Below are 23,957 nucleotides of genomic sequence, written 5' to 3'. Positions count from 1 at the left end.
CTTGCCGGGGGCGCGGGTCAGAACCCCCGCGTCCTCTTGGCGGCCCGCCGCTTCCCCGCGGAACCGACCCTCAGGAACAACCGGGAGATCTCGGATCCCAGGTTGACCCCGATGGCGATGGCCATGGCGAGCGCCGCCGCCTTCGACAGGGACACCAGCCCTTCGTCGACGTCGTTCCCGGCGATCGACAACAACCCGAAGTACGTGGCGGAACCCGGCAGCAGGGGTCCGATCGCCGCTGTCGTGTACGGCAGCGCGGACGCGAACCGGTACCGGGACAGCAGCTGCCCGAACAGACCGACGAGCCCCGCCGCGACGGCCGTGGAGGCAACCGGGGAGAACTCGCCGGTGTAGTGCATCGCGCCGTAGACACACCAGGCCACGCCGCCGTTCAACGTGACGGCCAGCACGGTGGATCGTTCCTGCTGCAGCAGCACGGCGAAGGTCAGCGACAGCAGCATCGACGCCGCGATCTGCCACAGCGGCCGCGGGTCCGTCGACAGCGCCTCGTCGGGGTTGAGATGCGCCCCCAGCTGCACCCCGACGTAGAGCATCACCAGCACGCCGACCACGATGCCCACGAAGAAGTACATGACCTCGAGGAGCCGGGCCGACGCCGTGATGTAGAAGCCGGTCAGCCCGTCCTGGACGCCCGCCACCAGCGCCCGCCCGGGCAGCAGCGCGAACAGCCCACCGGTGATGACCGCGGACGCCTTCACGTCCACGTGGGCCAGCGTCAGCGCGATCCCGATCGCGGCGGGCGGCATCGCGGCGACCGTGAACTGGTAGAACTCCGGCAGCCCGCGCCCCGCGCACAGCCACGCCAGCCGGTCGCCGAGCATCGCGCCCAGCATGGCCGCGACGAAGACGAGCAGGTCACCGCCGACCAGCACCGAGGCCGCCCCCGCGAGCAGCCCGCTCGCCGAGGTGAGCACCCAGGTCGGATAGGGGTGCCGGTTGCGGCGGATCTCCGCGAGCCGCCGGTAGGCATCCTCCAGGGAGATGGCCGTCTCGGGGTCGCTGAGGTCGTCCACGAGCTGGAACACGGCCGCCAGGCGCGTGTAGTCGGTGCCGCGCCGTCGTACGGTCCTGGAGGCCGTCACGGGATCGTCCACGAGCGACGGCTGGTAGGTGATCGACAGCAGGGTGAAGGTGACGTTGGGCTCGCAGCGGTCCAGGCCGTAGGACCGGCAGACGGCGAACATCGCCGCTTCCACGTCCTCCGCGCCCTCACCGCCCGCGAGCAGCAGCTCGCCGATACGCAGGGTCAGGTCGAGCACGCGCGGGACGGCCGGACCGGCGTCGTCCTCGGACTTGTGCACCGGCTCCGGCGCGGGCCGCTCGGCCACCGGCATCCGCAGCATCGTGCGCATCCGGTCCTGCCAGGGCACGTCCTTGGTGAGGCTGACCACCGGTATGCCGGTCGGCGGGGTGAACGCGGGCGGCGCGTCCTTCGCGCTGTAGGTGCGGGGCGTACTGAACGCCGACCCCTCGGGCTCCGCGGCCGACGGCTGCGGGACGTCCAGCCCCTTCGGGAGCGCGAACTCGGACGTCGTCTCCGGCTCGCCGCCGACGGTTCTGGGCATGGCGAGCCCGTCAGGAACGGCGAACTCCGACGTGATCTCGGAGTCGTAGAAACTCCTCGCCTCGTCCGACTGCGGCTTGCGGTGCTCCGCCTCCGTCACTCCGTAACGCTCCCTGAACGACACATTCCGTAAGCCTCAGTATGCGCGGGCATGCTGACGGGCCGCACGCGTGCGCGTGCGGCCCGTCAGCAGCACAGGGCTCAGTGGCCGCCCGAGTCCTTGAAGCGCTTGTAGGACCGCTCGATCTCGGCCTCGGCGTCGACGCGGCCGACCCAGTCGGCGCCCTCGACGGACTTGCCGGGCTCCAGGTCCTTGTAGACCTCGAAGAAGTGCTGGATCTCCAGGCGGTCGAACTCGGAGACGTGGTGGATGTCGCGCAGGTGCTCCACCCGCGGGTCCGTCGCCGGGACGCACAGCAGCTTGTCGTCACCGCCGGCCTCGTCCGTCATGCGGAACATGCCGATCGCACGGCACTTGATGAGGCAGCCCGGGAACGTCGGCTCGTCAAGAATGACCAGCGCGTCCAGCGGGTCGCCGTCCTCGCCGAGGGTGTTCTCGACGAAGCCGTAGTCGGTCGGGTAGGCGGTCGAGGTGAAGAGTCGACGGTCCAGGCGGATCCGACCGGTCTCGTGGTCCACCTCGTACTTGTTCCGCGAACCCTTCGGGATCTCGATCGTGACGTCGAACTCCACCGGTGGCTCCTCCATGATCAACACATAGTTCTGGTGGTTAAGTGTCCCTCACGCTGGTGTGTGATCGCGAAAGGGGCTGTTGGTCGTGCCTGAACTGAGGCCTTGGCGGGCCGCGAGACCGCATGTGACGCGGGTCGCGAACGCCGTACGACCGCGTCTGGCACGTGCCGCGGGCGCCGTACGTCCAGGACTGACCCGGGCCACGGACGCGGTACAGCCGTATCTCGAACGGACCGCCGCCGCCATGAAACCGCAGGTCACACGGCTTGCACGGATTCGTCGCCCGAAGACCGTCAAGACCTGGCAGTACACCGCGGGCGCCGCCACCGCCGGTCTGGCGCTGGCCGCCACCGTGGCGACCGCCGCCGGTCCGTGGGACTCCTCGGGTCAGCGTACGGCCGAGCGGGACCAGGCGGTCGCCCTCGAGCGGACGGGTGGCACAGATCACGAAGGTGATTCCGGTACGACGGCCGCCGGGCCGCGCCCCGCTCCGAGCGCCCCGTCCGTGCTCGCCGGACTGGGCGCCGCGGCCAACACGGTGAAGTCCGCCCCGACCGGCAAGGCGCTCGCCACCGTCCTCGACCCGCTCCTCGGCAACACCGCACTCGGCCCCCGCCACACGGCGGCCGTCGTGGACGTCGCCACCGGCAAGCGGCTCTACGGCGCGGGTGCCGGCACGGCCCTGACCCCCGCCTCCACCACGAAGATCGCCACCGCCGTCGCCGCCCTGTCCGCCCTCGGCGCCGACCACCGCCTCGTCACGCGCGCGGCCCTGGAAGCCGACACCAAGGAACTCGTCCTCGTCGGCGGCGGCGATCCCACGCTCACCGCCCGCGCGGACGCCGGGGGCTGGGCGAGCCTGCGCGAGCTGGCCGAGGAGACCGCCACGGCCCTGAAGAAGCGGGACATCGCGACGGTCACGCTGTCCTACGACAAGACCCTCTACGCGGGCTCCGAGATCCACCCGATCGGGGTCAACGACAACCTGGCCCCCGTCAGCGCCCTGATGGTGGACGAGGCCCGCACCGACAACACGGCCAGTGGACCGGCGCCGCGTACGACGGACCCGGCGGCGGACGCGACCCGCACGTTCGCCCGCTTCCTGTCGGACAACGGCATCAAAACGACCGCACCGGGGCCCTCCAAGGCGACCGGCCGTTCCGAGAACCTCGCCGAGGTCTACTCGCCGCCCCTGTCGGCCCTGGTCGAACGCATGCTGACCAACAGCGACAACGACATCGCCGAGGCTCTCGCCCGCCAGACCGCCGTGGCGGACCGGCAGCGCGCCGACTTCGCGGGCGGCGGCAAGGCGATCCGTGACCAGCTGAAGAAGCTCGGACTCCCGCTCGCGGGCGCCGACTTCCACGACGGGAGCGGACTCGACCGCGCCGACCGGCTCACCGCGGACCTGCTGACGTCCCTGCTGGTGAAGGCGGCCGACCCGGCCCACCCGGACCTGCGACCCGCCCTCACAGGACTCCCGGTGGCCGGCTTCACCGGCACCCTGACCAGCCGTTACACGGACGGCGCAGCAGGCGTCGTACGGGCGAAGACGGGCACCCTGACCGGGGTGAACACCCTGGCCGGGACGGTCGTGGACCAGGACGGCCGGCTGCTGGCCTTCGCTTTCCTGACCTCGGACACGACCGACCCGGGGGCGGCGCAGAGCGCGCTGGATCGCACCGCCTCGGCGCTGGCGGCCTGCGGCTGTGGCTGACCCGGCGCCCGCCTTGCCCTCCCGCGCGGCCTGCCCCAAGTGGGACCGCTCACGTACGGTTGACGCATGACGAGCATCGGTGGTGCCGAGATGGTCGACTGGAATCTCGCGGTGGCGACCGCGACCCGGCTCGTGCGGCCGGGCCCCGACGTGAGCCGCGACGAGGCCCGGGCCGTCGTCGCGGAACTGCGCCGGCACGCCAAGGCCTCGGAGGAACACGTCCGCGGCTTCACCCGGATGGGGACGGAAGGCGTCCACGACACCCCCGTACTCGTCGTCGACCGCCCCGGCTGGGTCCGGGCGAACGTCGCCGGGTTCAGGGAGATCCTCAAACCGCTCCTGGAGAAGATGCAGGAGCGGCGCGGCAACACCCCCGGCGGCGCGGTCCTCGGGGCCGTCGGCGGCAAGGTGACGGGCGTCGAGCTCGGGATGCTCCTGTCGTTCCTGTCCTCCCGCGTCCTCGGCCAGTACGAGACCTTCGCCCCGGCCACCCGCGAGCTCCCGGCGGGGGAGAACGGCGGCGGCCGACTCCTCCTGGTCGCCCCGAACATCGTGCACGTGGAGCGCGAACTCGACGTCCAGCCCCACGACTTCCGCCTCTGGGTGTGTCTGCACGAGGAGACGCACCGCACGCAGTTCACGGCCGTGCCCTGGCTGCGTGACCATCTGGAGGGCGAAATCCAGTCGTTCCTCGGGGAGACCGAGGTCGACCCCATGACCGTCCTGGAGCGCATCCGGGAGGCCGCCCAGTCGCTGGCCGGCGGGCGTCCCGAGGGCGAGGAGGACGACGACGGCGGACGCTCCCTCGTGGAGATCGTGCAGACGCCGGCCCAGCGGGAGATCCTCGGCCGCCTCACCGCCGTGATGTCCCTTCTGGAGGGTCATGCCGACTTCGTCATGGACGGAGTGGGTCCGGCCGTCGTGCCGAGCGTCGCCGAGATCCGCGAGAAGTTCCAGCAGCGGCGGGCCAAGGGTGCCTCCCGCCTGGACATGGCCCTGCGCAAGCTGCTCGGCCTGGACGCCAAGCTCCGGCAGTACCGCGACGGCGAACGCTTCGTGCGGGCCGTCGTCGACCAGGTCGGCATGGACGGCTTCAACCGCGTGTGGACCTCCCCGAACACGCTCCCGACCAAGACGGAGATCGCCAAACCGGCGGACTGGGTCGCGCGGGTGCACCGCAAGGCCGAGTCGTGAACCGCGTACGGACGTCGTGAGAGGAATCCGGCCGACGGCAGGCGAACGCCCCTTCAATCACCCGTCCGAGGGACCGTGAGCGATGGGTAGGCGTGCAATGCTCGGGGAACGCCCCGGTTCTGTCACCATCTACACACTCTGAGTGACCGAACCTCGGGCTCACCCCCCGAAAACTTCATGAAGGGAACCGGACATGGGTCCCCATCCTGCGGTCGCGGCGATACGCCTGGCGGTCCGCCGCGTCCTCCACGACATCCTCAACGACCATCACGCTTCCGCCGGCCGTCCCGCTTCCGGCGAGCAGAGCCCCGACGAGCGCCCGCCGTCGCCGCTCGTGCTCGTGGCCTGCTCCGGCGGTGCCGACTCCATGGCCCTCGCCTCCGCCCTCGCCTTCGAGGCTCCCAAGCTCGGCATCCGCGCCGGCGGCGTCACCGTCGACCACGGCCTCCAGCCCGGCTCCGACCTGCGCGCCGAGGAAGTCGCCCTCAGGCTGCGCGAACTCGGCCTGGACCCCGTCGAGTCCACCGCCGTGACCGTCGGCCGCGAAGGCGGCCCCGAGGCCGCCGCGCGCGACGCCCGCTACGCCGCCCTCGACGCGGCGGCCGAACGCCACGGCGCCGCCGCCGTCCTGCTCGGCCACACCCGCGACGACCAGGCCGAAACCGTCCTGCTCGGTCTCGCCCGCGGCTCCGGCACCCGCTCGCTGTCCGGCATGGCCGCGGTCTCGGGGGCCGACGGCCGCTATCGCCGGCCCTTCCTCGAACTCGACCGGCAGATCGCCCGCAAGGCCTGCATGGTCCAGTCCCTGCCCGTCTGGGACGACCCGCACAACACCGACCCCGCCTACACGCGCTCCCGGCTGCGCCACGAAGGCCTGCCCGCCCTGGAGAAGGCGCTCGGCAAAGGAGTCGTCGAGGCCCTCGCCCGCACGGCCCAGCTCTCCCGCGACGACGCCGACGCCCTCGACGCCTGGGCCCGCCGGGCCGAGGCCTCCGTACGCGACGCCGCAGGCCTCCTGGAGTGCGCCAAGCTCTACGCCCTGCCGCCCGCCGTGCGCCGCCGCATCCTGCGCCAGGCGGCCATCGAGGCAGGCGCCCCGGCCGGTTCGCTCTTCGCCCGTCACATCGAGGAAGTCGACCGTCTGATCACCGGCTGGCGCGGCCAGGGAGCCATCAATCTCCCGGGCAAGGTCGTCGCCCAGCGGCAGGGTGGCAGACTGGTGATTCGGCAAGGCTGAACGCTTTGCTCCCCTCGGGGAGCGACGGACGGCTGGTGTGACGACCGAAAGTGATGCGGTGGACGCGAAAGACATGGGTGCCGACCTCAAAGAGGTACTCATCACCAAGGAAGAGATCGACGCGAAGCTCGTGGAGCTCGCCGCGAAGATCGACGCGGAGTACGCGGGCAAGGACCTGCTGATCGTCGGCGTCCTCAAGGGCGCGGTGATGGTCATGGCCGACCTCGCCCGGGCGTTGTCCACCCCTGTCACCATGGACTGGATGGCCGTGTCGTCGTACGGCGCGGGCACCCAGTCCTCCGGCGTGGTGCGGATCCTCAAGGACCTCGACACCGACATCAAGGGCAAGCACGTCCTGATCGTCGAGGACATCATCGACTCCGGCCTGACGCTGTCCTGGCTGCTGTCCAACCTGGGCTCCCGCGAGCCGGAGTCGCTCAAGGTGTGCACCCTGCTGCGCAAGCCGGACGCCTCCAAGGTCGCCATCGACGTCGAGTGGGTCGGCTTCGACATCCCCAACGAGTTCGTCGTCGGATACGGTCTCGACTACGCCGAGAAGTACCGCAACCTCCCGTTCGTCGGTACGCTCGCGCCCCACGTCTACGGCGGCTGAGCCACACGGCTCAAGCCCTGTAAGACGATCGGGAACCCCAGCGGGTTTCGCGCCGTTGGAGCATGCAGACGGGTTCGACAGCTCTCCCGTGCGGCTTCGGCCCACAATGCTGGGGTACCGTCAGAAGAACTGTCTTATCAAACTCACTATGGCAGGAGGGACGGGGCGACACCGCTCCGTATGGATGGACGTGAAGCGATACTTCCGTGGGCCGGTCATGTGGATCGTGCTGGCCGTCCTTGCCGTGGTCGTGTTGATGCAGGTCGTCGGCTCGTCCGGCGGCTACAAGACGGTGGACACCGGCCAGGTCGTCCAGGCGATCAATGACAACAAGGTCGAACAAGCCAAGCTGACCACCGGCGACGAGAACACCATCAAGGTGCAGCTCAAGGACGGCGAAAAGGTCGAGGGCAGCTCGAAGATCCAGGCGAGCTACATCGGCGACCAGGGCGTGACCATCGCCAACACGCTGCAGACCAAGTACCAGGACAAGCAGATCCCCGACGGGTACACCGTCTCGCCGACGAAGCAGAACGCCTTCGTCGGGATCCTGCTCTCCCTGCTCCCCTTCGTCCTCATCGTGGTCGTCTTCCTGTTCCTGATGAATCAGATGCAGGGCGGCGGCTCCCGGGTCATGAACTTCGGGAAGTCCAAGGCGAAGCTCATCACCAAGGACACCCCGAAGACGACGTTCTCGGACGTCGCAGGCTCGGACGAGGCGGTCGAGGAGCTCCAGGAGATCAAGGAGTTCCTCCAGGAACCGGCGAAGTTCCAGGCGGTCGGGGCCAAGATCCCCAAGGGCGTACTGCTGTACGGCCCTCCCGGCACCGGCAAGACCCTGCTCGCGCGCGCCGTCGCGGGCGAGGCCGGTGTCCCCTTCTACTCGATCTCGGGTTCCGACTTCGTCGAGATGTTCGTCGGTGTCGGTGCCTCCCGAGTCCGTGACCTCTTCGAGCAGGCCAAGGCGAACGCCCCGGCGATCGTCTTCGTCGACGAGATCGACGCGGTCGGCCGCCATCGCGGCGCCGGCCTCGGCGGCGGTCACGACGAGCGCGAGCAGACGCTGAACCAGCTGCTCGTCGAGATGGACGGCTTCGACGTCAAGGGCGGTGTGATTCTCATCGCCGCGACGAACCGGCCCGACATCCTCGACCCGGCCCTCCTGCGCCCCGGCCGCTTCGACCGCCAGATCGCGGTCGACCGCCCGGACATGCAGGGCCGTCTGGAGATCCTCAAGGTCCACCAGAAGGGCAAGCCGGTTGCTCCGGACGTCGACCTCTCGGCCGTCGCCCGCCGCACCCCGGGCTTCACCGGCGCGGACCTGTCGAACGTGCTGAACGAAGCGGCGCTCCTCACGGCGCGCAGCGACAAGAAGCTCATCGACAACCACTCGCTGGACGAGGCCATCGACCGTGTCGTGGCGGGCCCGCAGAAGCGGACCCGGATCATGTCGGACAAGGAAAAGAAGATCACCGCGTACCACGAGGGCGGACACGCCCTGGTCGCGGCGGCCTCCCCGAACTCCGACCCGGTCCACAAGATCACGATCCTCTCCAGAGGCCGTGCTCTGGGCTACACGATGGTCCTGCCGGACGAGGACAAGTACTCGACCACGCGCAACGAGATGCTGGACCAGCTGGCCTACATGCTGGGCGGCCGCGCGGCCGAGGAACTGGTCTTCCACGACCCGACGACCGGCGCTGCGAACGACATCGAGAAGGCCACCGCAACGGCCCGCGCGATGGTCACGCAGTACGGCATGACCGAGCGTCTCGGAGCCATCAAGTTCGGTGGCGACAACACCGAGCCGTTCCTGGGCCGGGAGATGTCGCACCCGCGTGACTACTCGGAAGAGGTCGCCGCGCTGGTCGACGAAGAGGTCAAGAAGCTGATCGAGACGGCGCACAACGAGGCCTGGGAAATCCTGGTCGAGAACCGCGACGTCCTCGACCAGCTGGTCCTCCAGCTGCTGGAGAAGGAGACGCTGAACAAGGAGCAGATCGCCGAGATCTTCGCTCCCATCGTCAAGCGTCCCCCGCGACCGGCCTGGACCGGCTCCTCCCGCCGTACACCGTCCACCCGTCCGCCGGTGCTCTCCCCCAGGGAGCTCGCACTGACGAACGGTGCCAACGGTGCGACGCCGGCGATCTCCACCGCCAAGGCCACCGCCTCGGAGCCGGTCACGGACGCGGTTCCCGAGGAGCGCCCCGAGAGCTGACGCTCACCCGTCCCGCCCCGGTGACCTCACCGGACCCGGAATGGATGCCGTGCCCCCCAGGGTTTTAGCCTGGGGGGCACGGCGTTTTTCGGCCGTAAGGGACTCTAGGAACGAGGCACCAGATGACCGACCCCGTGACGCTGGACGGCGAGGGCTCCATCGGCGAGTTCGACGAGAAGCGTGCCGAGAACGCCGTCCGCGAGCTGTTGATCGCGGTCGGTGAGGACCCGGACCGGGAGGGCCTGCGGGAGACGCCGGGGCGGGTGGCCCGGGCGTACAAGGAGATCTTCGCGGGGCTGTGGCAGCGGCCCGAGGACGTGCTGACCACGACGTTCGACCTGGGGCACGACGAGATGGTGCTCGTGAAGGACATCGAGGTGTACTCGACCTGTGAGCATCACCTGGTGCCGTTCCGGGGCGTCGCCCATGTCGGGTACATCCCGGCCACCACCGGCAAGATCACGGGACTGTCGAAGCTGGCCCGGCTCGTGGACGTCTATGCCCGCCGGCCGCAGGTGCAGGAACGACTCACCACGCAGATAGCGGATTCCCTGATGGAGATCCTGGAGCCGCGGGGCGTGATCGTCGTCGTGGAGTGCGAGCACATGTGCATGTCGATGCGGGGTATCCGCAAGCCCGGTGCGAAGACGCTCACGTCGGCCGTGCGCGGTCAGCTGCGGGACGCGGCGACGCGCAACGAGGCGATGAGCCTCATCATGGCGCGCTGACCGGCCGGGCTTGTTCCCGGGCCTCTGTTCCTGCGTCGGGGCCTCACGCCGTCGACGCGGCGCCCGTGTTGCGGTCGTCGTCCTCCGGGAGCTTGCACACGCGCTCCAGGAAGATGGCCGCCGCTATCACCGCGATCCCCGCCAGGACCGAGAAGCCGGCGTAGATGGCCTGGTCGCGGCGGGCGGGGATGTCGAGGGATTCCAGAAGGAAGACGCCGGTGCCGCCGTACATGCCGGAGACAAGGGCGGCGACCAGGGCGCTGGCCTGGCCGAAGACGACCGCGCGGGCGGCCATCAGCGGGTCGACGCCCTTCGCCTCGGGGACGCGCTCGCGCTGGGCCTTCAGGCGGGCGCGGATGGAGAGCGCCGTGGCCATGAGCACCACGGCGATCAGGGCGAGAACGATGGGGGCGGCCAACGGGACGCTGGGCAGGGTCCCGACCGAATTCCACAGGCGGGCGCCCGCCCAGGAGAGGACCCCGGCCACGGCGAAGACGCCGGCCAGCAACCTGATGCGCAGCTCTCTCACGGTGCCCCTTCAGCTCCCCCGAGGTCCTTGGGCTGTCCCACGGACTGTGGTCGTCTTGACCTTAACGGCTATTCGGGCAGCTGGAGTTCCAGGTCCTTGCGGGGTTCCACGCCGTTTCGCGTGACGGTGTCGAGGAGTTCGGCGACCGGGCCGCGGCCGGGCAACTGGGCCTCGGGTTCCACGTCGTGCCACGGGACGAGCACGAACGCGCGCTCATGGGCGCGGGGGTGGGGCAGGGTCAGGACCGGATCGTCGGAGACCACCTCGGCGTACGCGACGATGTCGACGTCGAGCGTGCGCGGGCCCCAGCGCTCGTCCCGTACCCGGTTGAAGGCCTCCTCGACCGCGTGCGCCCGCTCCAGCAGGGAGGACGGGGGGAGCGTGGTCTTCAGCACGACGACCGCGTTGAAGTACGACGGCTGGCTGTCGGCCGGCACGCCCCACGGCTGCGTCTCGTAGACGGGGGAGACGGCCTTGATGCGGACCCCGGGCGTGTCCTCGAGGGCGTCGATGGCCCCCTGGAGGGTCTCCAGGCGGTTGCCGAGGTTGGAACCGAGGGAGAGCACGGCCCGTTTCGGGTTGTGGAGGGTGGTGTCGGCGGCGTCCACCTGCTGCACGACGGAGGCGGGCACCGGCTGTACGGTCGGGTCGCTGTGACCCGCGGCGAAGAACGCGGTCATACTCGGCTCCGGGTGATGGTGACGGTCACGTCGTCGAAGGGCACGGTGATCGGTGCGTCGGGTTTGTGGACCCTGACCTCGACCTCCTCTACCCCCTCGTGCTTCAGACAGGCCTGGGCGATGCGCTCGGCGAGTGTCTCGATGAGGTTGACGGGTTCGCCCTCGACGACGGCCACGACCTCCTCCGCCACGATGCCGTAGTGCACGGTCTTCGTCAGGTCGTCGTCGGCGGCGGCCGGCCGGGTGTCCAGTCCCAGGACGATGTCCACGATGAAGGTCTGGCCCTCCTCGCGTTCCTTGGGGAACACACCGTGGTGCCCGCGGGCCTTCAGGCCGCGCAGCGCGACACGATCCACGCGAATCACTCCTGCAATCGTCGGTGACGGCCGGTCCGTACCGCGTGCGGGCGGTACACCGGCCTCGAACGAATCTACCTGCGAGCACTGACAAGGCAGGGCCACGGGGGCGCGCGCCGGTGCCGGGGTCTGGAGTCTTCACCGTGTGTTTCCCCTGGGGAACCCGGCGGCTCACGGGTTGGTAGCCGCCCATACCCAGGGGTTCGTGATTCCAACCACTTCTTGGTTCCGACGGGTTCAGGAAGGGGTTTCCCCGTCCTCGTCCTCGTCGTTCTCGGCCAGCACCGGAGAGGCGTGGTGGGACCACATCTTCCAGCCCTCGGGAGTGCGGCGGAACACGTTCGTGGCGACCACCAGCTGGCCGACGAGCGGTCCGAGCTCCTCGCCGCCCTCGGGTGCCGGGCCGCCGCTGAGGATGTTCTCGGTGCAGGTCACCAGGGCGGTGTCGCCGGTGACGGAGACGTGCACGTCCGTGAGGAAGAACTGGATGTAGTCCGTGTTCGCCATGATCAGTGCGTACGACCTGAGGACCTCGCCACGACCGGTCAGCACGGGCCAGCCGGGGTGCACGCAGGAGACCACGCCGACGTCGGCCGGGTCGTGGTACTCCTCGTCGACGCCCAGGTCGGCAGGGGTGAGCCAGAACGAGGACAGCTCCTCGAAGTCACCGCGCTCCAGCGCCTCGTAGAAGGCGGTGTTGGCGGCTTCCACCTGTTCGACGTCGGTGTGGGGGGCGCTCACCGGGCTCCTTCCACGGCGCGGGCGACCCGTACCGCGTCCGCCGTGGCGCGCACCTCGTGCACGCGCACCGCCCACGCGCCGGCGTGCGCCGCGAGGGCGGAGACGGCGGCCGTGGCGGCGTCGCGCTCGCGCGCGGGCGGCGGGGCGCCTTCCGGACCGGCCAGGACACGGCCGAGGAACCGCTTGCGGGAGGCGGCGACGAGGAGGGGGTGGCCGAGGCCGAGGAGGCGGTCGAGGTGGGAGAGGAGGACCAGGTCGTGCTCGGCGTCCTTGGAGAAGCCGAGGCCCGGGTCGACGACGACACGGTCGGGGGAGATGCCGCCGGCGAGGACGGCCTCCACACGCGCGTGGAGCTCGGCGACGACCTCGGCGACGACGTCGGCGTAGACGCCCTTGACGTTGCCGCCCTCCAGGAAGCCGCGCCAGTGCATGACGACGAAGGGGGCGCCCGCGTCGGCGACGACCGGGATCATCGCGGGGTCGGCGAGGCCGCCGCTGACGTCGTTGACGAGGGCAGCGCCGGCGGCGAGGGCCTGTTCGGCGACGGAGGCGCGCATGGTGTCGACCGAGACGGTGACGCCTTCGGAGGCGAGGCCGCGGACGACGGGGATGACGCGCCGGAGCTCCTCGTCCTCGTCCACCCGGGTGGCTCCGGGGCGGGTGGACTCGCCGCCGACGTCGACGAGGTCGGCGCCCTCCTCGACGAGGGCGAGGCCGTGCTTGACGGCGGCCGTCGTGTCGAACCAGCGGCCGCCGTCGGAGAAGGAGTCGGGGGTGACGTTCACGACTCCCATGACCGCGCAGCGGTCCCATTCCGGAAGACCGGCGACGCGCCCGCGTCCGCTCTGCTTGCTCATGCGTTCAGCCTAGGCCCAGCGTGGGGCGCCGGGACCGCGCGCCGTGTGGCTCAGGCCGCTCTGACGTCCCGCTCCGCGATCGCGTGGGCACACGCGCGTGCGGTGTGCGAGCGGCGGCGCAGGAAGCGCGGCAACGGAAGGGCGAGGTTGACGAAGCCCTCCGCCTGCATGGCGGCGAAGCCGATCCGCGGAAGGTCGCCGGAGGCCCGGTAGACGACGAACCGGGGTTCCCAGCGGGGCTGGAACTTGGCGTTGAACTTGTACAGGGACTCGATCTGGAACCAGCGGGACAGGAAGACCAGCAGGCCCCGCCAGGCGCGCAGCACCGGACCCGCGCCGATCTTCTCGCCGCGCGCGAGCGCCGCGCGGAACATCGCGAAGTTGAGCGACACGCGTGTGATGTCGAGTTTCGGGGCGGCCTGGAGGGCGGCCACGATCAGCAGTTCGTTCATGCCGGGGTCCGCCGAGCGGTCCCGCCGCATCAGGTCCAGGGAGACGCCGTCCGTGCCCCACGGAACGAAGTGCAGGATCGCCTTGAGATCGCCGTAGGGGCCGGGCTGGTCGTCGGCCTTGTGGGCGGTCGCGATGAGGCAGTCGCCGTCGGCCAGGTCGCCGATGCGGCCCAGGGCCATCGAGAAGCCGCGCTCGGTGTCCGTACCGCGCCAGTCGTCGGCGGCCTGCCTCACGCGCTCCAGCTCGCTCTCCCCGAGGTCACGGACGCGCCGCACCCGGGTCTCGTAACCGGCCCGCTCGATGCGCTTGACCATCTGGCGGACATTGCGCATCGCGCGGCCGGCGAGCGAGAAATCCGCGACGTCCACCACCGCCTCGTCGCCCAGCTCGAGGGCGTCCAGGCCGGTCTCGCGGGTCCACACCTCGCCGCCGGTCTCCGAACAGCCCATGACGGCGGGTGTCCAGGAGTGCGCCTGGGCCTCGTCCATGAAGCGCTCGATCGCGCCCGGCCAGGCCTCGACGTCGCCGATCGGGTCGCCGCTGGCGAGCATCACGCCGGAGACGACGCGGTAGGTCACGGCCGCCTTGCCGCTGGGGGAGAAGACGACGGCCTTGTCGCGGCGCAGCGCGAAGTGACCGAGGGAGTCACGGCCGCCGTGCTTGGCCAGCAGGGCCCGCAGGCGGCTCTCGTCCTCCTCCGTGAGCCGGGCGGCCGGGTGCTCGGGGCGGAAGGCGAGGTAGATCGTGGTGATCGCCGTGAGCAGGCCCAGGGCGCCCAGGGAGGCGCCGACGGTCCAGGAGGTGTCGCCCTGGTAGTCGACGGGGCCCTCGAAGCCGAAGAGGCCGTACAGGACGTGCGTGATGCGGTCGGCCAGGCTCGGGTTTCCGACCATGCGGTTCGGGTGTGCGCTGACGATGATCAGCCCGAGCGCGAGTGAACCGGCGCCCATGAGCACGAAGTTGGCCAGCGCGCGCCAGCGGCTGCGCGGGTCGGGCAGCGCCCTGAACTGGTCGCGGTGGCGCAGCAGCGGAGCGAGCAGGGCGAGCGAGATGGCCGCCCCTACGAGTGAGTGGCGGTACGTGAACTGCGCGAGCGCGCCCGCCGGCAGCAGTGCCACGGCCGCCCGCCAGGCCCGGCGCTTGCGGCGCCTGAGGCCGTGGGCGAGCAGCAGCAACAGCACGCCGGTGCTGAGCGAGAGCGCGGCCGCGAACGGGCCGAGCGCGCCGGGCAGTACCTCGGCCATGGTGTGCATACGACTGTGCCGGAAGCGCGGAAAGACGCCGGCGGCGATGTCCAGAAGACCTACTAGGGCGCAGGCTCTGGCGACGAGGACGGGGACGGCCTCGGGGCGCGGTCCGTGCAGTGCACGCCGCAGCCGTGTTGATCGGATCGGAACCCCGCCCGACATTTCCTCATCTGTCCTGACAGACATCGCATCCCATGGTTCTGCGAGTGACTCTGGATCCGGAGCCCAGATTCGGGCATCCGGCGACATTGCGCCCTCTAGGACGGTGTCTCGTGAGGAGAGGTTCACTCATCTCCTCAAAGCCGTTTCAAAGGCCGAGGAAAGCGAAAGCAAGCAATGGGTCTCACGAGCAACAACACGCTGGTGCTGGCGGTCCTTTCCGCCGTGGCGCTGTTCGCCGGCACGGTGTGGCTCTGGCCGCGTCTGGCGCGGCGTGGCTGGCGGCAAGTCGGCGGCCGTATCGGGCTGCTGCTCGCGACGCAGCTCTCGCTCTTCGTGTCGGTGGGGCTCCTTGCCAACCAGACCTTCGGGTTCTACGCCTCCTGGGCCGACCTGTTCGGCCGGGAGACCGACCAGGGCGTGGTGGTCGACCACACCCCCGGCGACCGTTCGCGCGGTCCCCTGAGGGTGACCGAGATCGGGGACGTGCCGGGCAGGGGCGGCTTTCGGCCGTCATCGGTCGGGCAGGTCCAGAAGGTCGACATCGTCGGTCCCACGTCACACATCGCCAGCCCCGCGTACGTCTATCTGCCGCCGGAGTATTTCCAGGAGCGCTATCGCGCGCGCACCTTCCCCGCGGCCGTCGTGCTCACCGGTTATCCGGGCACCGCGCGGGCTCTGGTGGACAAACTCCACTATCCGCGCACCGCTCTTCAACTGACCAAGGACGGCCGTATGCGGCCGATGATCCTGGTGATGCTGCGTCCGACGGTGGCACCGCCGCGGGACACCGAGTGCGCGGACGTTCCGGATGGTCCGCAGACCGAGTCGTTCTTCGCGAAGGACCTTCCGGAAGCGGTGACCGCGCACTACCGGGTGGGCAGGGAACCGGGGAGCTGGGGGATCATCGGCGACTCCACGGGCGGCTACTGCGCGCTGAAGCTCGCCATGCACCATCCCAAGGTGTACGCCGCGGGGGCGGGTCTCTCCCCGTACTACAACGCTCCCGTCGACCCCACCACGGGCGATCTCTTCCAGGGTGACAAGGCGCTGCGCGACCGCGCGAACCTGTGGTGGTGCCTCAAACACCTGCCCGCGCCCGACACCTCACTGCTCGTCAGCAGCAGCAAGGTGGGCGAGGCGAACTACAAGGACACGTTGAAGTTCATAGAGCGGGTGAAGGCCACGGAAACGACCCGGATCTCGTCGATCATCCTGGAAAGCGGCGGGCACAACTTCAACACCTGGCGACGGGAGATCCCGGCGACCTTGCAGTGGGTCAGCGAGCGGCTGAGTGATCGATGAGTGATCAATACGCCGAATTCGGCGCCGTTCCGATTCCTGATGTCGTGTGAAGGCAACGGGGTGGCTGTGTTTTTACGGGGCGGGGCACCACGATTCGCCTACGCGCGGTAAGTTTCTGGCCATGCCACGTGGACGTCACCGCCATTCCCCGCCCTTGCACAGGCTGCTGCCTCCGTCGGCGATCGCTGGCGTCTCCCTCGTCTGTGCCTTCGGCCCCTGGGTGTTCTCGCAAGAGGCCGTGCTGCGCGTGATAGCCGCGGTCGCCGCGGCGGTCGCGGTCGTGGGGGCTGCCGTCATGCGCCGTTGGGACGCGCAGGCGGGCAAGCAGGTCGCGGATCTCACGCGCGCGCGTGCCGGCGACGAGTGGCGGCACGAGGAGCGGGTCGCCGAACTCGAGACCGATCTCGAGGAGTCGCGCGAGCTGCGCGTGAAGCTGGAGCAGCGGCTGCGGGCGAAGCGCGCGGAGCTGGCGGGGCTGCGCAACGAACACGCGGCACTGCTGCGGCGGTACGCCACGGCGGAGACCGAGCGGGCGACCGCCCTGGAGGGCCGTCGGCTGCTGGAGATAGAGGCCGCCCCGGCGCGTGCGCTCCCGGCGGCGCAGGCCGACGCGGAGGCCGTGGCGTTGGCTGCCGAGGACGGGCCCGAGGCCGCGGTCGAGGCGGAGACCGAGATCTCCGGGACGGCGGAGACGGCCTCGGAGACTGCGGGGACTTCGGAGGCCACGGAGGCCACGGAGGAGACTCCGGAACGGCCCGCGATCTTCTCCCCGGAGGGGTCCCGGCTGTTCCTGCGGGCGAACGCGGCGCTCAAGCGGCTCGACGAGGACGGCGACGGGGCCACCACGACGAAGACCGAGCCGAAGACCGAGCCGGAGGCCAAGCCCGGGACCAAGGCCAAGGCCAAGGCTGAGCCCAAGGCTGCCGCGAAGAGCGATCCCAAGGCCGATTCCAAGGCCGATCCCAAGGTCAAGGCCGACTCCAACGGGCAGCCGGTGAACGCGGCTTCCGGCGCGGCGGACGCCGTCGGCACCGAGGCGGAGGCCGCGCAGGAGGACGAGGCGCGGGGGAAGCCCGAGGCGGCCGACGGGCATGAGCGCGCGGCCGCCACCACCACGGGCAGAGCCGTCCAGCCGCAGCAGCAGCCCGCCGGGCACTTCATCGCACCGACCGCGGTCGCGGTCGTGCCCGCGGCTCCCGCGCGGCGCCCCCGGATCGAGGGCGGGTTCGACTTCTTCGGCACGAAGGCGGGTACCTCGCAGGACGCCCTGGAGGCCGTGCAGAACGAGGATCTCGCCGACGTCGTCGGTCAGGAGGCCCTCGCCCTGCACAAGGCCGAGGCGGAGTCGGAGTTCAAGCCGGCCGACGAGGAGTCGCGGGGCGTCGGCCAGGTCATCGACCTGACGGCCCACGACGAGACGGAACAGATCGACCTGAAGGGACTGCGCAGCGCGGTCTCCTGACGGACGCACAGGCGCTCACCAGGGGCACGGTCAGACCATCCAGCGGTCGGGCCGTGCCCCTTTCCGTCCCGTCCGCGACCTCTCCGCCTGCGCCTTGAGCAGCTCCGCGGCCTCCTGGGCGTCCCTCAGGCGGGCCGTGACGGTCTTGTTCGCTCCCGTGTCCACATGGACGTCGGCGACCCGCCACAGCCGCTCCCAGGGCCCTTGCGCGAGCCGTACGCTCTGGACCTTCGCGTGCGGGACGAGTGCCAGGCTGCGCCGCAGCAGCCCCTGCCGCGCCGCGAACACCGCGTCGGTGACGGCGAGTCCGTAGCCGCGCCACCACAGGGGCACGCACCGGCCGGCCCGCCGCGGGGGCCGCGACAGCGCCGAGAGCGGCGGCACGGTCACGCCGGGCAGCACGCGCGCGACGACCGCCTCGGCGACCTCGCGGGGAGCGACCGGCACCAGCACGGAGTTGGACGAACCGGCCACGTCCAGCTCGACCCGAACCCAGCCGCGCCGCCGCCACAGCAGCGGCTCCACGATCCGTACGGTCTGCACCCGCCCCGGTGGCACCGTCTCGTGGCTGCGGTCCAGGAGCCCGTGGTCGATGCGCAGCCCGTCCGGGGACTCGCCGACCGTCCAGTCGTACTCGGTGACGAACCGCCCCACGCTGCTCGCCCCCGCCGCGCCGAGCAGCGGCAGGGCGGTCGCGAGTACCGTCCAGACGCTGTGGGTGGCCATCCACAGCAGCGGCGGTACGACGAGGGCGGCGACCAGGCTGCCCCAGGTGGCGCCCGTCAGCACGAGGGAGAGCGCGAGATCGCGCGGAGGCGTGTGCAGCAGCTCGCGCGCCGGTGCCTCGCCCACCTCGTGCGCCGTCTCGGGGGCGAACCCGGCGGCGCGCGCGAGGAGTTCCGCGCGCAGCGCCCGCGCCTCGCGCTCCCCGAGGAAGGCCAGTTCGTCCTTCTTGTCGGTGCCCACGACGTCGAGCCTGAGCTTCGCGACGCCCGCCACGCGCGCGAGGAGCGGCTGGGTGACGTCGATCGCCTGGATCCGCTCGAGCCGGATGTGCGCGGTACGCCGGAACAGCAGACCGGTCCGGATGCGCAGTTCCGTGTCGGTCACCGCGAAGTGGGTGAACCACCAGGTGAGAAAGCCGTACAGGGCGGCGGCCGGGACGATGACGGCGAGCGCGATCAGCAGCGTGGTGGTCGTCAGCCGGGTCAGCTGGCGCTGCGTCTGGTCGGGGTCGTGCACGGCCCACCCGATGACGACGGCGACCGGCGCCCACGCCCGCCTGAGGGGCGTTATGGGATGCAGCCGCCGCTCGGTGACGGGTTCCTTCTCCGGCTTGTCCTCCACGGCGTCGTCGACGCCCGGCGCCGTCACAGGCCCGCCGATCGGGCCTCGCCGAGTTCGGTGAGCCGGTCGCGCAGCCGCTCGGCCTCGGCCGGGTCGAGGCCGGGGATGGTCGCGTCGGTCGCCGCGGCCGCCGTGTGCAGCTGGACGCTGGCCAGCCCGAAGTGCCGCTCCACGGGCCCGGAGGTGACCTCGACCAGCTGCATGCGGCCGTACGGCACGACGGTCTCCTCACGCCACAGCACGCCCCGGCTGATCAGCAGGTCGTCGGAGCGCTCGGCATAGCGCCAGGAGCGCCAGTTGCGGCCGATCATCACCCAGCCCCAGCCGATGAGGGCGAGCGGCAGCAGCGCGAAGGCCGCCCATACCGGCCCGCACAGCAGCCCGAGCAGCAGCCCCAGGGCCACGGCGAGCAGTCCCAGCCACACCACCAGCAACAGCCGGCGCATCCGCAGCAGCCCCGGCGGCAGCCCGATCCACACCGGTTCGTCGTCGGCGACCTCGGTGTTCTGCCCGCTCCCCGTCTCCATGGGGCCAGCGTACGTAGGAGAGACTGTGTCCATGACTCCTACGACGGAGACCACGGTCGGCATCGGCGGCGCCGCGGAGAGCACCGACATGGTGCTCAACATCGGACCGCAGCACCCGTCCACCCATGGTGTGCTGCGCCTGAGGCTCGTCCTGGACGGCGAGCGCATCATGAGCGCGGAGCCGGTGATCGGCTATATGCACCGCGGTGCGGAGAAGCTCTTCGAGGCGCGCGACTACCGCCAGATCATCATGCTCGCCAACCGCCACGACTGGCTGTCGGCCTTCTCCAACGAGCTGGGCGTGGTCCTCGCCGTGGAGCGGATGCTCGGCATGGAGGTCCCCACGCGCGCGGTGTGGACGCGCACGCTGCTCGCCGAGCTCAACCGGGTGCTGAACCACCTGATGTTCCTGGGCTCGTATCCGCTGGAGCTCGGCGGCATCACCCCGGTCTTCTACGCGTTCCGGGAGCGGGAGGTCCTCCAGAACGTCATGGAGGAGGTCTCCGGCGGCCGGATGCACTACATGTTCAACCGCGTCGGCGGCCTCAAGGAGGACCTGCCGGCCGGCTGGTCCACGCGCGCGCGTGCCGCCGTCTCCGCCGTGCGGTCGCGCATGGACCGCTTCGACGACCTGGTGCTCGGCAACGAGATCTTCCGGGGTCGCACCCGGGACGTGGGCGTCCTCGCGCCTGAGGCCGTCCACGCGTACGGCGTCAGCGGGCCCATCGCGCGTGCCTCGGGTGTCGACTTCGACCTGCGCCGCGACGAGCCGTACCTCGGCTACGGAGAGCTCCAGGACACGCTGAAGGTGGTCACGCGCGAGGAGGGCGACTGCCTCGCCCGCTTCGAGGTCCTGCTGGAGCAGACCCACAACGCCCTCGACCTCGCCGACGCCTGCCTGGACCGGCTCGCCGAGCTGCCGCCCGGACCGATCAACCAGCGGCTCCCCAAGGTCCTGAAGGCGCCCGAGGGGCACACGTACGCGTGGACCGAGAACCCGCTCGGCATCAACGGCTACTACCTCGTCAGCAAGGGCGAGAAGACTCCGTACCGGCTGAAGCTGCGCTCGGCCTCATACAACAACATCCAGGCCCTGGTGGAGCTGTTGCCGGGCACGCTGGTCGCGGACATGGTGGCGATCCTGGGGTCACTGTTCTTCGTGGTCGGGGACATCGACAAGTAGGTCGGCGAGCGGCCCGTCGAGGGTTGCGTGGGGTGCGTCCGGAATCCCGACGGACAGGCCCGCGGGCTGGAGCAGCCAGCCGAAGTCGCCGAGGCCGCCCGCCGCGCTGAGCTCGGCGGCCTCTCCGGCACGCGCGAGGGCGCGCACGTACTCCGCGGGCCGCGTGGTCGCGAGCGTGAGCGGGGGGCGTGCGCCAGCGATGCCCAGGGCGCGCAGCGCGTCGCGTTGGGTCAGCACGCGCCCTCCGGGAAGCGCGCACGCGTCCAGCGCCACATGGGCCGTGAGGTCGCACGACCCGTCCGGTACGGGTGCCGTCTCGCGCCCCTCACGGAAACCGGTGAGCGTCCCGAACAGGGGGCGTGAGGATGCCGTGTGCGCGTAGTCGACGGCGACCGCGAGCCCCCGCTCCACCGTGGTGACCGCCGACGCCCACGCCTCGTCCCGGGGCAGGCCGATCTCGGCCCGCAGCCCCTCCTCGGGCGGCAGCGGCCACCACCGGTCCAGCCACTCTGCCTCCGCCCCGGCGACCGGTTCTCCGAGACGCTCGCGACCGTCCCGTCGTACGAGCACCCGTCGTGGGACGCCCGAGGAGTCCGTCTCGGTGATCTCCACGGGTACGTTGTCCAGCCATTCGTTGGCGAACAGCAGCCCCGTGATGTTCTCCGGCGGCCCGGTCAGCCACTCGATCCGGTGATCGAGGGCATCGGGGCGGTCGGCGATCTCGACGGCGTACGCGCGCGTGCGGGCGGCCACGTCGGCGGGCAGGGCGGCGAGGACGCCGGTGGCCAACTCGCCCCGCCCCGCGGCCATGTCGACGAAGTCGAGCCGTGCCGGCCGCCCCAACGCCTCGTCGACGCGGCACAGCAGCCGGGCCACGGCCTCGGCGAACAACGGCGAGGCGTGCACGGACGTACGGAAGTGCCCGGCCGGGCCCTCCGGCCTGCGGTAGAAGCCGTCGGGGCCGTAGAGGGCGGCCTCGGTGGCGGCCCGCCAGCCGGTCCAGTCGCCCGCCGGCCCGGCCGTCGTGTCATCGGTCACGCCGCCAGGCTAGGCGCACAGGGGAAGAGGGCCTCCACCTTGGGGAGTACGTGCGGGCGGTACGGATCGGTCCTCCGGTTGACCCCTGCACACATCACGCTTCCCTACGCTGGGTTACGTGCAGCGCCTCTATGACTTCCTCCGCAGGCACCCGACAGGGGTCGACGTCTTCTGGGCCGTCTTCCTGTTCGGGATCTCGCTCGCGAGCGAAACCGCCCGTGGGGAGTCCCAGGGGACCGAGTCCCCGTTGGCGATCGTTCCGATTGTCCTGCTGTTGTGCCTGGTGATAGCGCTGCGCAGACGCATGCCGGAGCGCATGCTGCTGCTGGCCATCGCGCTCGGCGTGGTGCAGCTCGCGCTGGACGTGGAGACCACGAGCGCCGACTTCGCCTTCCTGGTGATCGTCTACACGGTGGCCGCCACCGGCACCCGCTGGGCCTCCCGGCTGGCGCTGACGATCGGCCTGTGCGCGGCCCCCGTCGCGCAGCTGCGCTGGCCGAACGAGAACTCCGGTGCGCTCGGCAATGTCGCGATCATGATCTTCCAGACCGTGCCGTTCGCCCTGGCCTGGGTGCTCGGCGACTCGATCCGCACCCGGCGCGCGTACTTCGCGCAGCTGGAGGAGCGCAACGCGCGCCTGGAGAAGGAGCGCGAGGCGCAGGCGAAGGTCGCCGTCGCCGCCGAGCGCGCCCGGATCGCCCGCGAGCTGCACGACGTCGTCGCGCACAACGTGTCCGTCATGGTCGTCCAGGCCGACGGCGCCGCCTATGTCCTCGACGCCGCGCCCGACCAGGCCAAGAAGGCACTGGAGACCATCTCCTCCACCGGCCGCCAGGCCCTCGCCGAGATGCGCCGCCTGCTGGGCGTGCTGCGCACCGGCGAGCACCAGGAGGGCGGCGAGTACGTCCCGCAGCCCGACGTCGAGCAGATCGAGGACCTCGTCGAGCAGTGCCGCGGCTCCGGTCTCCCCGTCGACTTCAAGATCGAGGGCACCCCGCGCCCGCTGCCCAGCGGCGTCGAGCTCACGGCGTACCGCATCGTGCAGGAGGCGCTCACCAACACCCGCAAGCACGGCGGCCCGAACGCGGGCGCGAGCGTGCGCCTGGTCTACTTCGACGACGGCCTCGGCCTGCTCGTCGAGGACGACGGCAAGGGCGCTCCGCACGAGCTGTACGAGGAGGGCGGCGCCGACGGCGCGGGCCACGGCCTGATCGGCATGCGCGAGCGCGTCGGCATGGTCGGCGGCACCCTGGACGCGGGTCCCCGCCCCGGCGGAGGATTCCGCATCAGTGCGCTGCTGCCGCTCAAACCAGCGCATTGACGCCGACGCACGCCCCCTGTTGACACCTGTCACGCCCCCTGGCGACCTGCCGCACGACCCCGAGGAAACGGAAGAGGCCCGATGACGATCCGCGTGATGCTCGTCGATGACCAGGTGCTGCTGCGCACCGGGTTCCGGATGGTGCTCGCAGCCCAGCCGGACATGGAGGTCGTCGCGGAGGCGGGGGACGGCGTGGAGGCACTCCAGGTGCTGCGCTCGACCGCCGTGGACGTCGTCCTGATGGACGTCCGCATGCCGAAGCTCGACGGTGTGGAGGCCACCCGCCGCATCTGCTCGGAGCCCGAACCGCCGAAGGTGCTGATCCTGACCACCTTCGACCTGGACGAGTACGCCTTCTCCGGGCTGAAGGCGGGGGCCTCCGGCTTCATGCTCAAGGACGTGCCGCCCGGCGAACTGCTCACCGCGATCCGCTCCGTGCACAGCGGCGACGCCGTGGTCGCCCCCTCGACGACCCGGCGCCTGCTCGACCGGTTCGCGCCCATGCTGCCCGCCACCGGCAAGGAGCCCCAGCACAAGGAGCTGGAGCGGCTCACCGGCCGCGAGCGCGAGGTCATGGTGCTGGTCGCACAGGGGCTCTCCAACGGCGAGATCGCGGCCCGGCTGGTGCTGTCCGAGGCGACGGTGAAGACCCATGTCGGCCGCATCCTGACCAAGCTGGGCCTCAGGGACCGGGTGCAGGTGGTGGTCCTCGCCTACGAGACGGGGCTGGTGCGCGCGGGCGGGCACGGCTGAGCCACGGCTCGGTC

At 70.8% G+C, this 23,957-nt stretch carries 22 protein-coding genes; 11 read left to right on the top strand and 11 right to left on the bottom strand.

All coding sequences use genetic code 11. From position 1 onward, the window contains the following. Nucleotides 1-17 precede the first annotated feature (17 nt). Complete coding sequence (locus M2157_RS21625) at nt 18-1,685, bottom strand: threonine/serine exporter family protein (protein ID WP_280863332.1); 1,668 nt, start codon at nt 1,683-1,685, stop codon at nt 18-20. A 101-nt stretch (nt 1,686-1,786) separates the two neighbouring features. Continuing rightward, a complete protein-coding gene (locus M2157_RS21620; protein WP_059209164.1) occupies nt 1,787-2,278 on the bottom strand; it encodes an inorganic diphosphatase in 492 nt (163 codons plus the stop codon). 79 nt (nt 2,279-2,357) lie between these two features. On the opposite strand from M2157_RS21620, the gene dacB reads away from it, so the two are divergent. The 6 genes from dacB (at nt 2,358) to folE (ending at nt 9,985) form a co-directional block, all read left to right on the top strand. After that, nucleotides 2,358-3,995: a D-alanyl-D-alanine carboxypeptidase/D-alanyl-D-alanine-endopeptidase gene (gene dacB, locus M2157_RS21615; RefSeq protein ID WP_280865984.1), complete on the top strand. Its 1,638-nt coding sequence runs from the start codon at nt 2,358-2,360 to the stop codon at nt 3,993-3,995. 66 nt (nt 3,996-4,061) lie between these two features. Continuing rightward, nucleotides 4,062-5,189, top strand: a complete 1,128-nt coding sequence (locus tag M2157_RS21610) for a zinc-dependent metalloprotease (RefSeq protein ID WP_266515601.1) — start codon at nt 4,062-4,064, stop codon at nt 5,187-5,189. 193 nt (nt 5,190-5,382) lie between these two features. Continuing rightward, complete coding sequence (gene tilS, locus M2157_RS21605) at nt 5,383-6,426, top strand: tRNA lysidine(34) synthetase TilS (protein ID WP_280865983.1); 1,044 nt, start codon at nt 5,383-5,385, stop codon at nt 6,424-6,426. Between the two features lie 73 nt (nt 6,427-6,499). Then, entirely contained in the window at nt 6,500-7,039 is a 540-nt protein-coding gene (hpt, locus tag M2157_RS21600; RefSeq protein ID WP_280868260.1) for a hypoxanthine phosphoribosyltransferase, read from the top strand. 184 nt (nt 7,040-7,223) lie between these two features. Further along, nucleotides 7,224-9,257 (top strand): ATP-dependent zinc metalloprotease FtsH, encoded by a 2,034-nt coding sequence (ftsH, locus tag M2157_RS21595; RefSeq protein WP_280863329.1) that lies wholly within the window; start codon nt 7,224-7,226, stop codon nt 9,255-9,257. A 122-nt stretch (nt 9,258-9,379) separates the two neighbouring features. Further along, the gene (folE, locus tag M2157_RS21590) at nt 9,380-9,985 is read left to right on the top strand and encodes a GTP cyclohydrolase I FolE (RefSeq protein WP_266561215.1); all 606 of its coding nucleotides are present in this window, start codon (nt 9,380-9,382) and stop codon (nt 9,983-9,985) included. A 43-nt stretch (nt 9,986-10,028) separates the two neighbouring features. On the opposite strand, the gene M2157_RS21585 is transcribed toward folE, so the two are convergent. From M2157_RS21585 to M2157_RS21560, 6 genes are all read right to left on the bottom strand, one after another. Then, nucleotides 10,029-10,514, bottom strand: coding sequence for a DUF3180 domain-containing protein (locus tag M2157_RS21585; RefSeq protein WP_280863328.1), 486 nt, complete (start codon nt 10,512-10,514; stop codon nt 10,029-10,031). A gap of 68 nt (nt 10,515-10,582) precedes the next feature. Further along, nucleotides 10,583-11,194 carry a 2-amino-4-hydroxy-6-hydroxymethyldihydropteridine diphosphokinase gene (gene folK / locus M2157_RS21580; protein ID WP_280865982.1) on the bottom strand — a complete coding sequence of 204 codons (612 nt, stop codon included), beginning with the start codon at nt 11,192-11,194 and terminating at the stop codon, nt 10,583-10,585. Further along, nucleotides 11,191-11,550: a dihydroneopterin aldolase gene (gene folB, locus M2157_RS21575; protein ID WP_057612423.1), complete on the bottom strand. Its 360-nt coding sequence runs from the start codon at nt 11,548-11,550 to the stop codon at nt 11,191-11,193. Before folB ends, folK begins: the two co-directional genes overlap by 4 nt. A 237-nt stretch (nt 11,551-11,787) precedes the next feature. Next, the gene (locus tag M2157_RS21570) at nt 11,788-12,291 is read right to left on the bottom strand and encodes a nuclear transport factor 2 family protein (RefSeq protein ID WP_280863326.1); all 504 of its coding nucleotides are present in this window, start codon (nt 12,289-12,291) and stop codon (nt 11,788-11,790) included. Then, nucleotides 12,288-13,148 (bottom strand): dihydropteroate synthase, encoded by an 861-nt coding sequence (gene folP / locus M2157_RS21565; protein ID WP_280863325.1) that lies wholly within the window; start codon nt 13,146-13,148, stop codon nt 12,288-12,290. Before folP ends, M2157_RS21570 begins: the two co-directional genes overlap by 4 nt. Nucleotides 13,149-13,198: 50 nt before the next feature. Next, nucleotides 13,199-15,010, bottom strand: a complete 1,812-nt coding sequence (locus tag M2157_RS21560; protein WP_280863846.1) for a phosphatidylglycerol lysyltransferase domain-containing protein — start codon at nt 15,008-15,010, stop codon at nt 13,199-13,201. A 174-nt stretch (nt 15,011-15,184) separates the two neighbouring features. Between M2157_RS21560 and M2157_RS21555 the strand changes: the two genes are divergently transcribed. Beyond that, nucleotides 15,185-16,312 carry an alpha/beta hydrolase-fold protein gene (locus tag M2157_RS21555; RefSeq protein ID WP_280865981.1) on the top strand — a complete coding sequence of 376 codons (1,128 nt, stop codon included), beginning with the start codon at nt 15,185-15,187 and terminating at the stop codon, nt 16,310-16,312. A 121-nt stretch (nt 16,313-16,433) separates the two neighbouring features. Then, nucleotides 16,434-17,774 carry a hypothetical protein gene (locus M2157_RS21550; protein ID WP_280865980.1) on the top strand — a complete coding sequence of 447 codons (1,341 nt, stop codon included), beginning with the start codon at nt 16,434-16,436 and terminating at the stop codon, nt 17,772-17,774. A 30-nt stretch (nt 17,775-17,804) separates the two neighbouring features. On the opposite strand, the gene M2157_RS21545 is transcribed toward M2157_RS21550, so the two are convergent. Both M2157_RS21545 and M2157_RS21540 read right to left on the bottom strand, forming a co-directional pair. Next, nucleotides 17,805-19,148, bottom strand: a complete 1,344-nt coding sequence (locus M2157_RS21545; RefSeq protein ID WP_280865979.1) for a PH domain-containing protein — start codon at nt 19,146-19,148, stop codon at nt 17,805-17,807. Further along, nucleotides 19,145-19,648, bottom strand: coding sequence for a PH domain-containing protein (locus M2157_RS21540; protein WP_280865978.1), 504 nt, complete (start codon nt 19,646-19,648; stop codon nt 19,145-19,147). The genes M2157_RS21545 and M2157_RS21540 overlap by 4 nt, the downstream gene beginning before the upstream one ends. Before the next feature lie 31 nt (nt 19,649-19,679). Between M2157_RS21540 and M2157_RS21535 the strand changes: the two genes are divergently transcribed. Continuing rightward, complete coding sequence (locus M2157_RS21535) at nt 19,680-20,831, top strand: NADH-quinone oxidoreductase subunit D (protein WP_057612431.1); 1,152 nt, start codon at nt 19,680-19,682, stop codon at nt 20,829-20,831. Here M2157_RS21535 and M2157_RS21530 read toward each other — a convergent pair. After that, nucleotides 20,796-21,869, bottom strand: a complete 1,074-nt coding sequence (locus M2157_RS21530) for an SAM-dependent methyltransferase (protein WP_280865977.1) — start codon at nt 21,867-21,869, stop codon at nt 20,796-20,798. The genes M2157_RS21535 and M2157_RS21530 overlap by 36 nt on opposite strands. Nucleotides 21,870-21,987: 118 nt before the next feature. On the opposite strand from M2157_RS21530, the gene M2157_RS21525 reads away from it, so the two are divergent. Both M2157_RS21525 and M2157_RS21520 read left to right on the top strand, forming a co-directional pair. After that, nucleotides 21,988-23,190, top strand: a complete 1,203-nt coding sequence (locus M2157_RS21525) for a sensor histidine kinase (protein ID WP_280863318.1) — start codon at nt 21,988-21,990, stop codon at nt 23,188-23,190. Between the two features lie 81 nt (nt 23,191-23,271). After that, on the top strand, nt 23,272-23,943 hold the full coding sequence (locus M2157_RS21520; RefSeq protein ID WP_057612434.1) for a response regulator transcription factor: 672 nt from the start codon (nt 23,272-23,274) through the stop codon (nt 23,941-23,943). Nucleotides 23,944-23,957: the final 14 nt, after the last annotated feature.

Source organism: Streptomyces sp. SAI-127 (assembly GCF_029894425.1).
GTDB lineage: Bacteria > Actinomycetota > Actinomycetes > Streptomycetales > Streptomycetaceae > Streptomyces.
The sequence above is the reverse complement of the archived record's forward strand: the minus strand, read 5'-3'. Positions and strand labels throughout refer to the sequence as shown.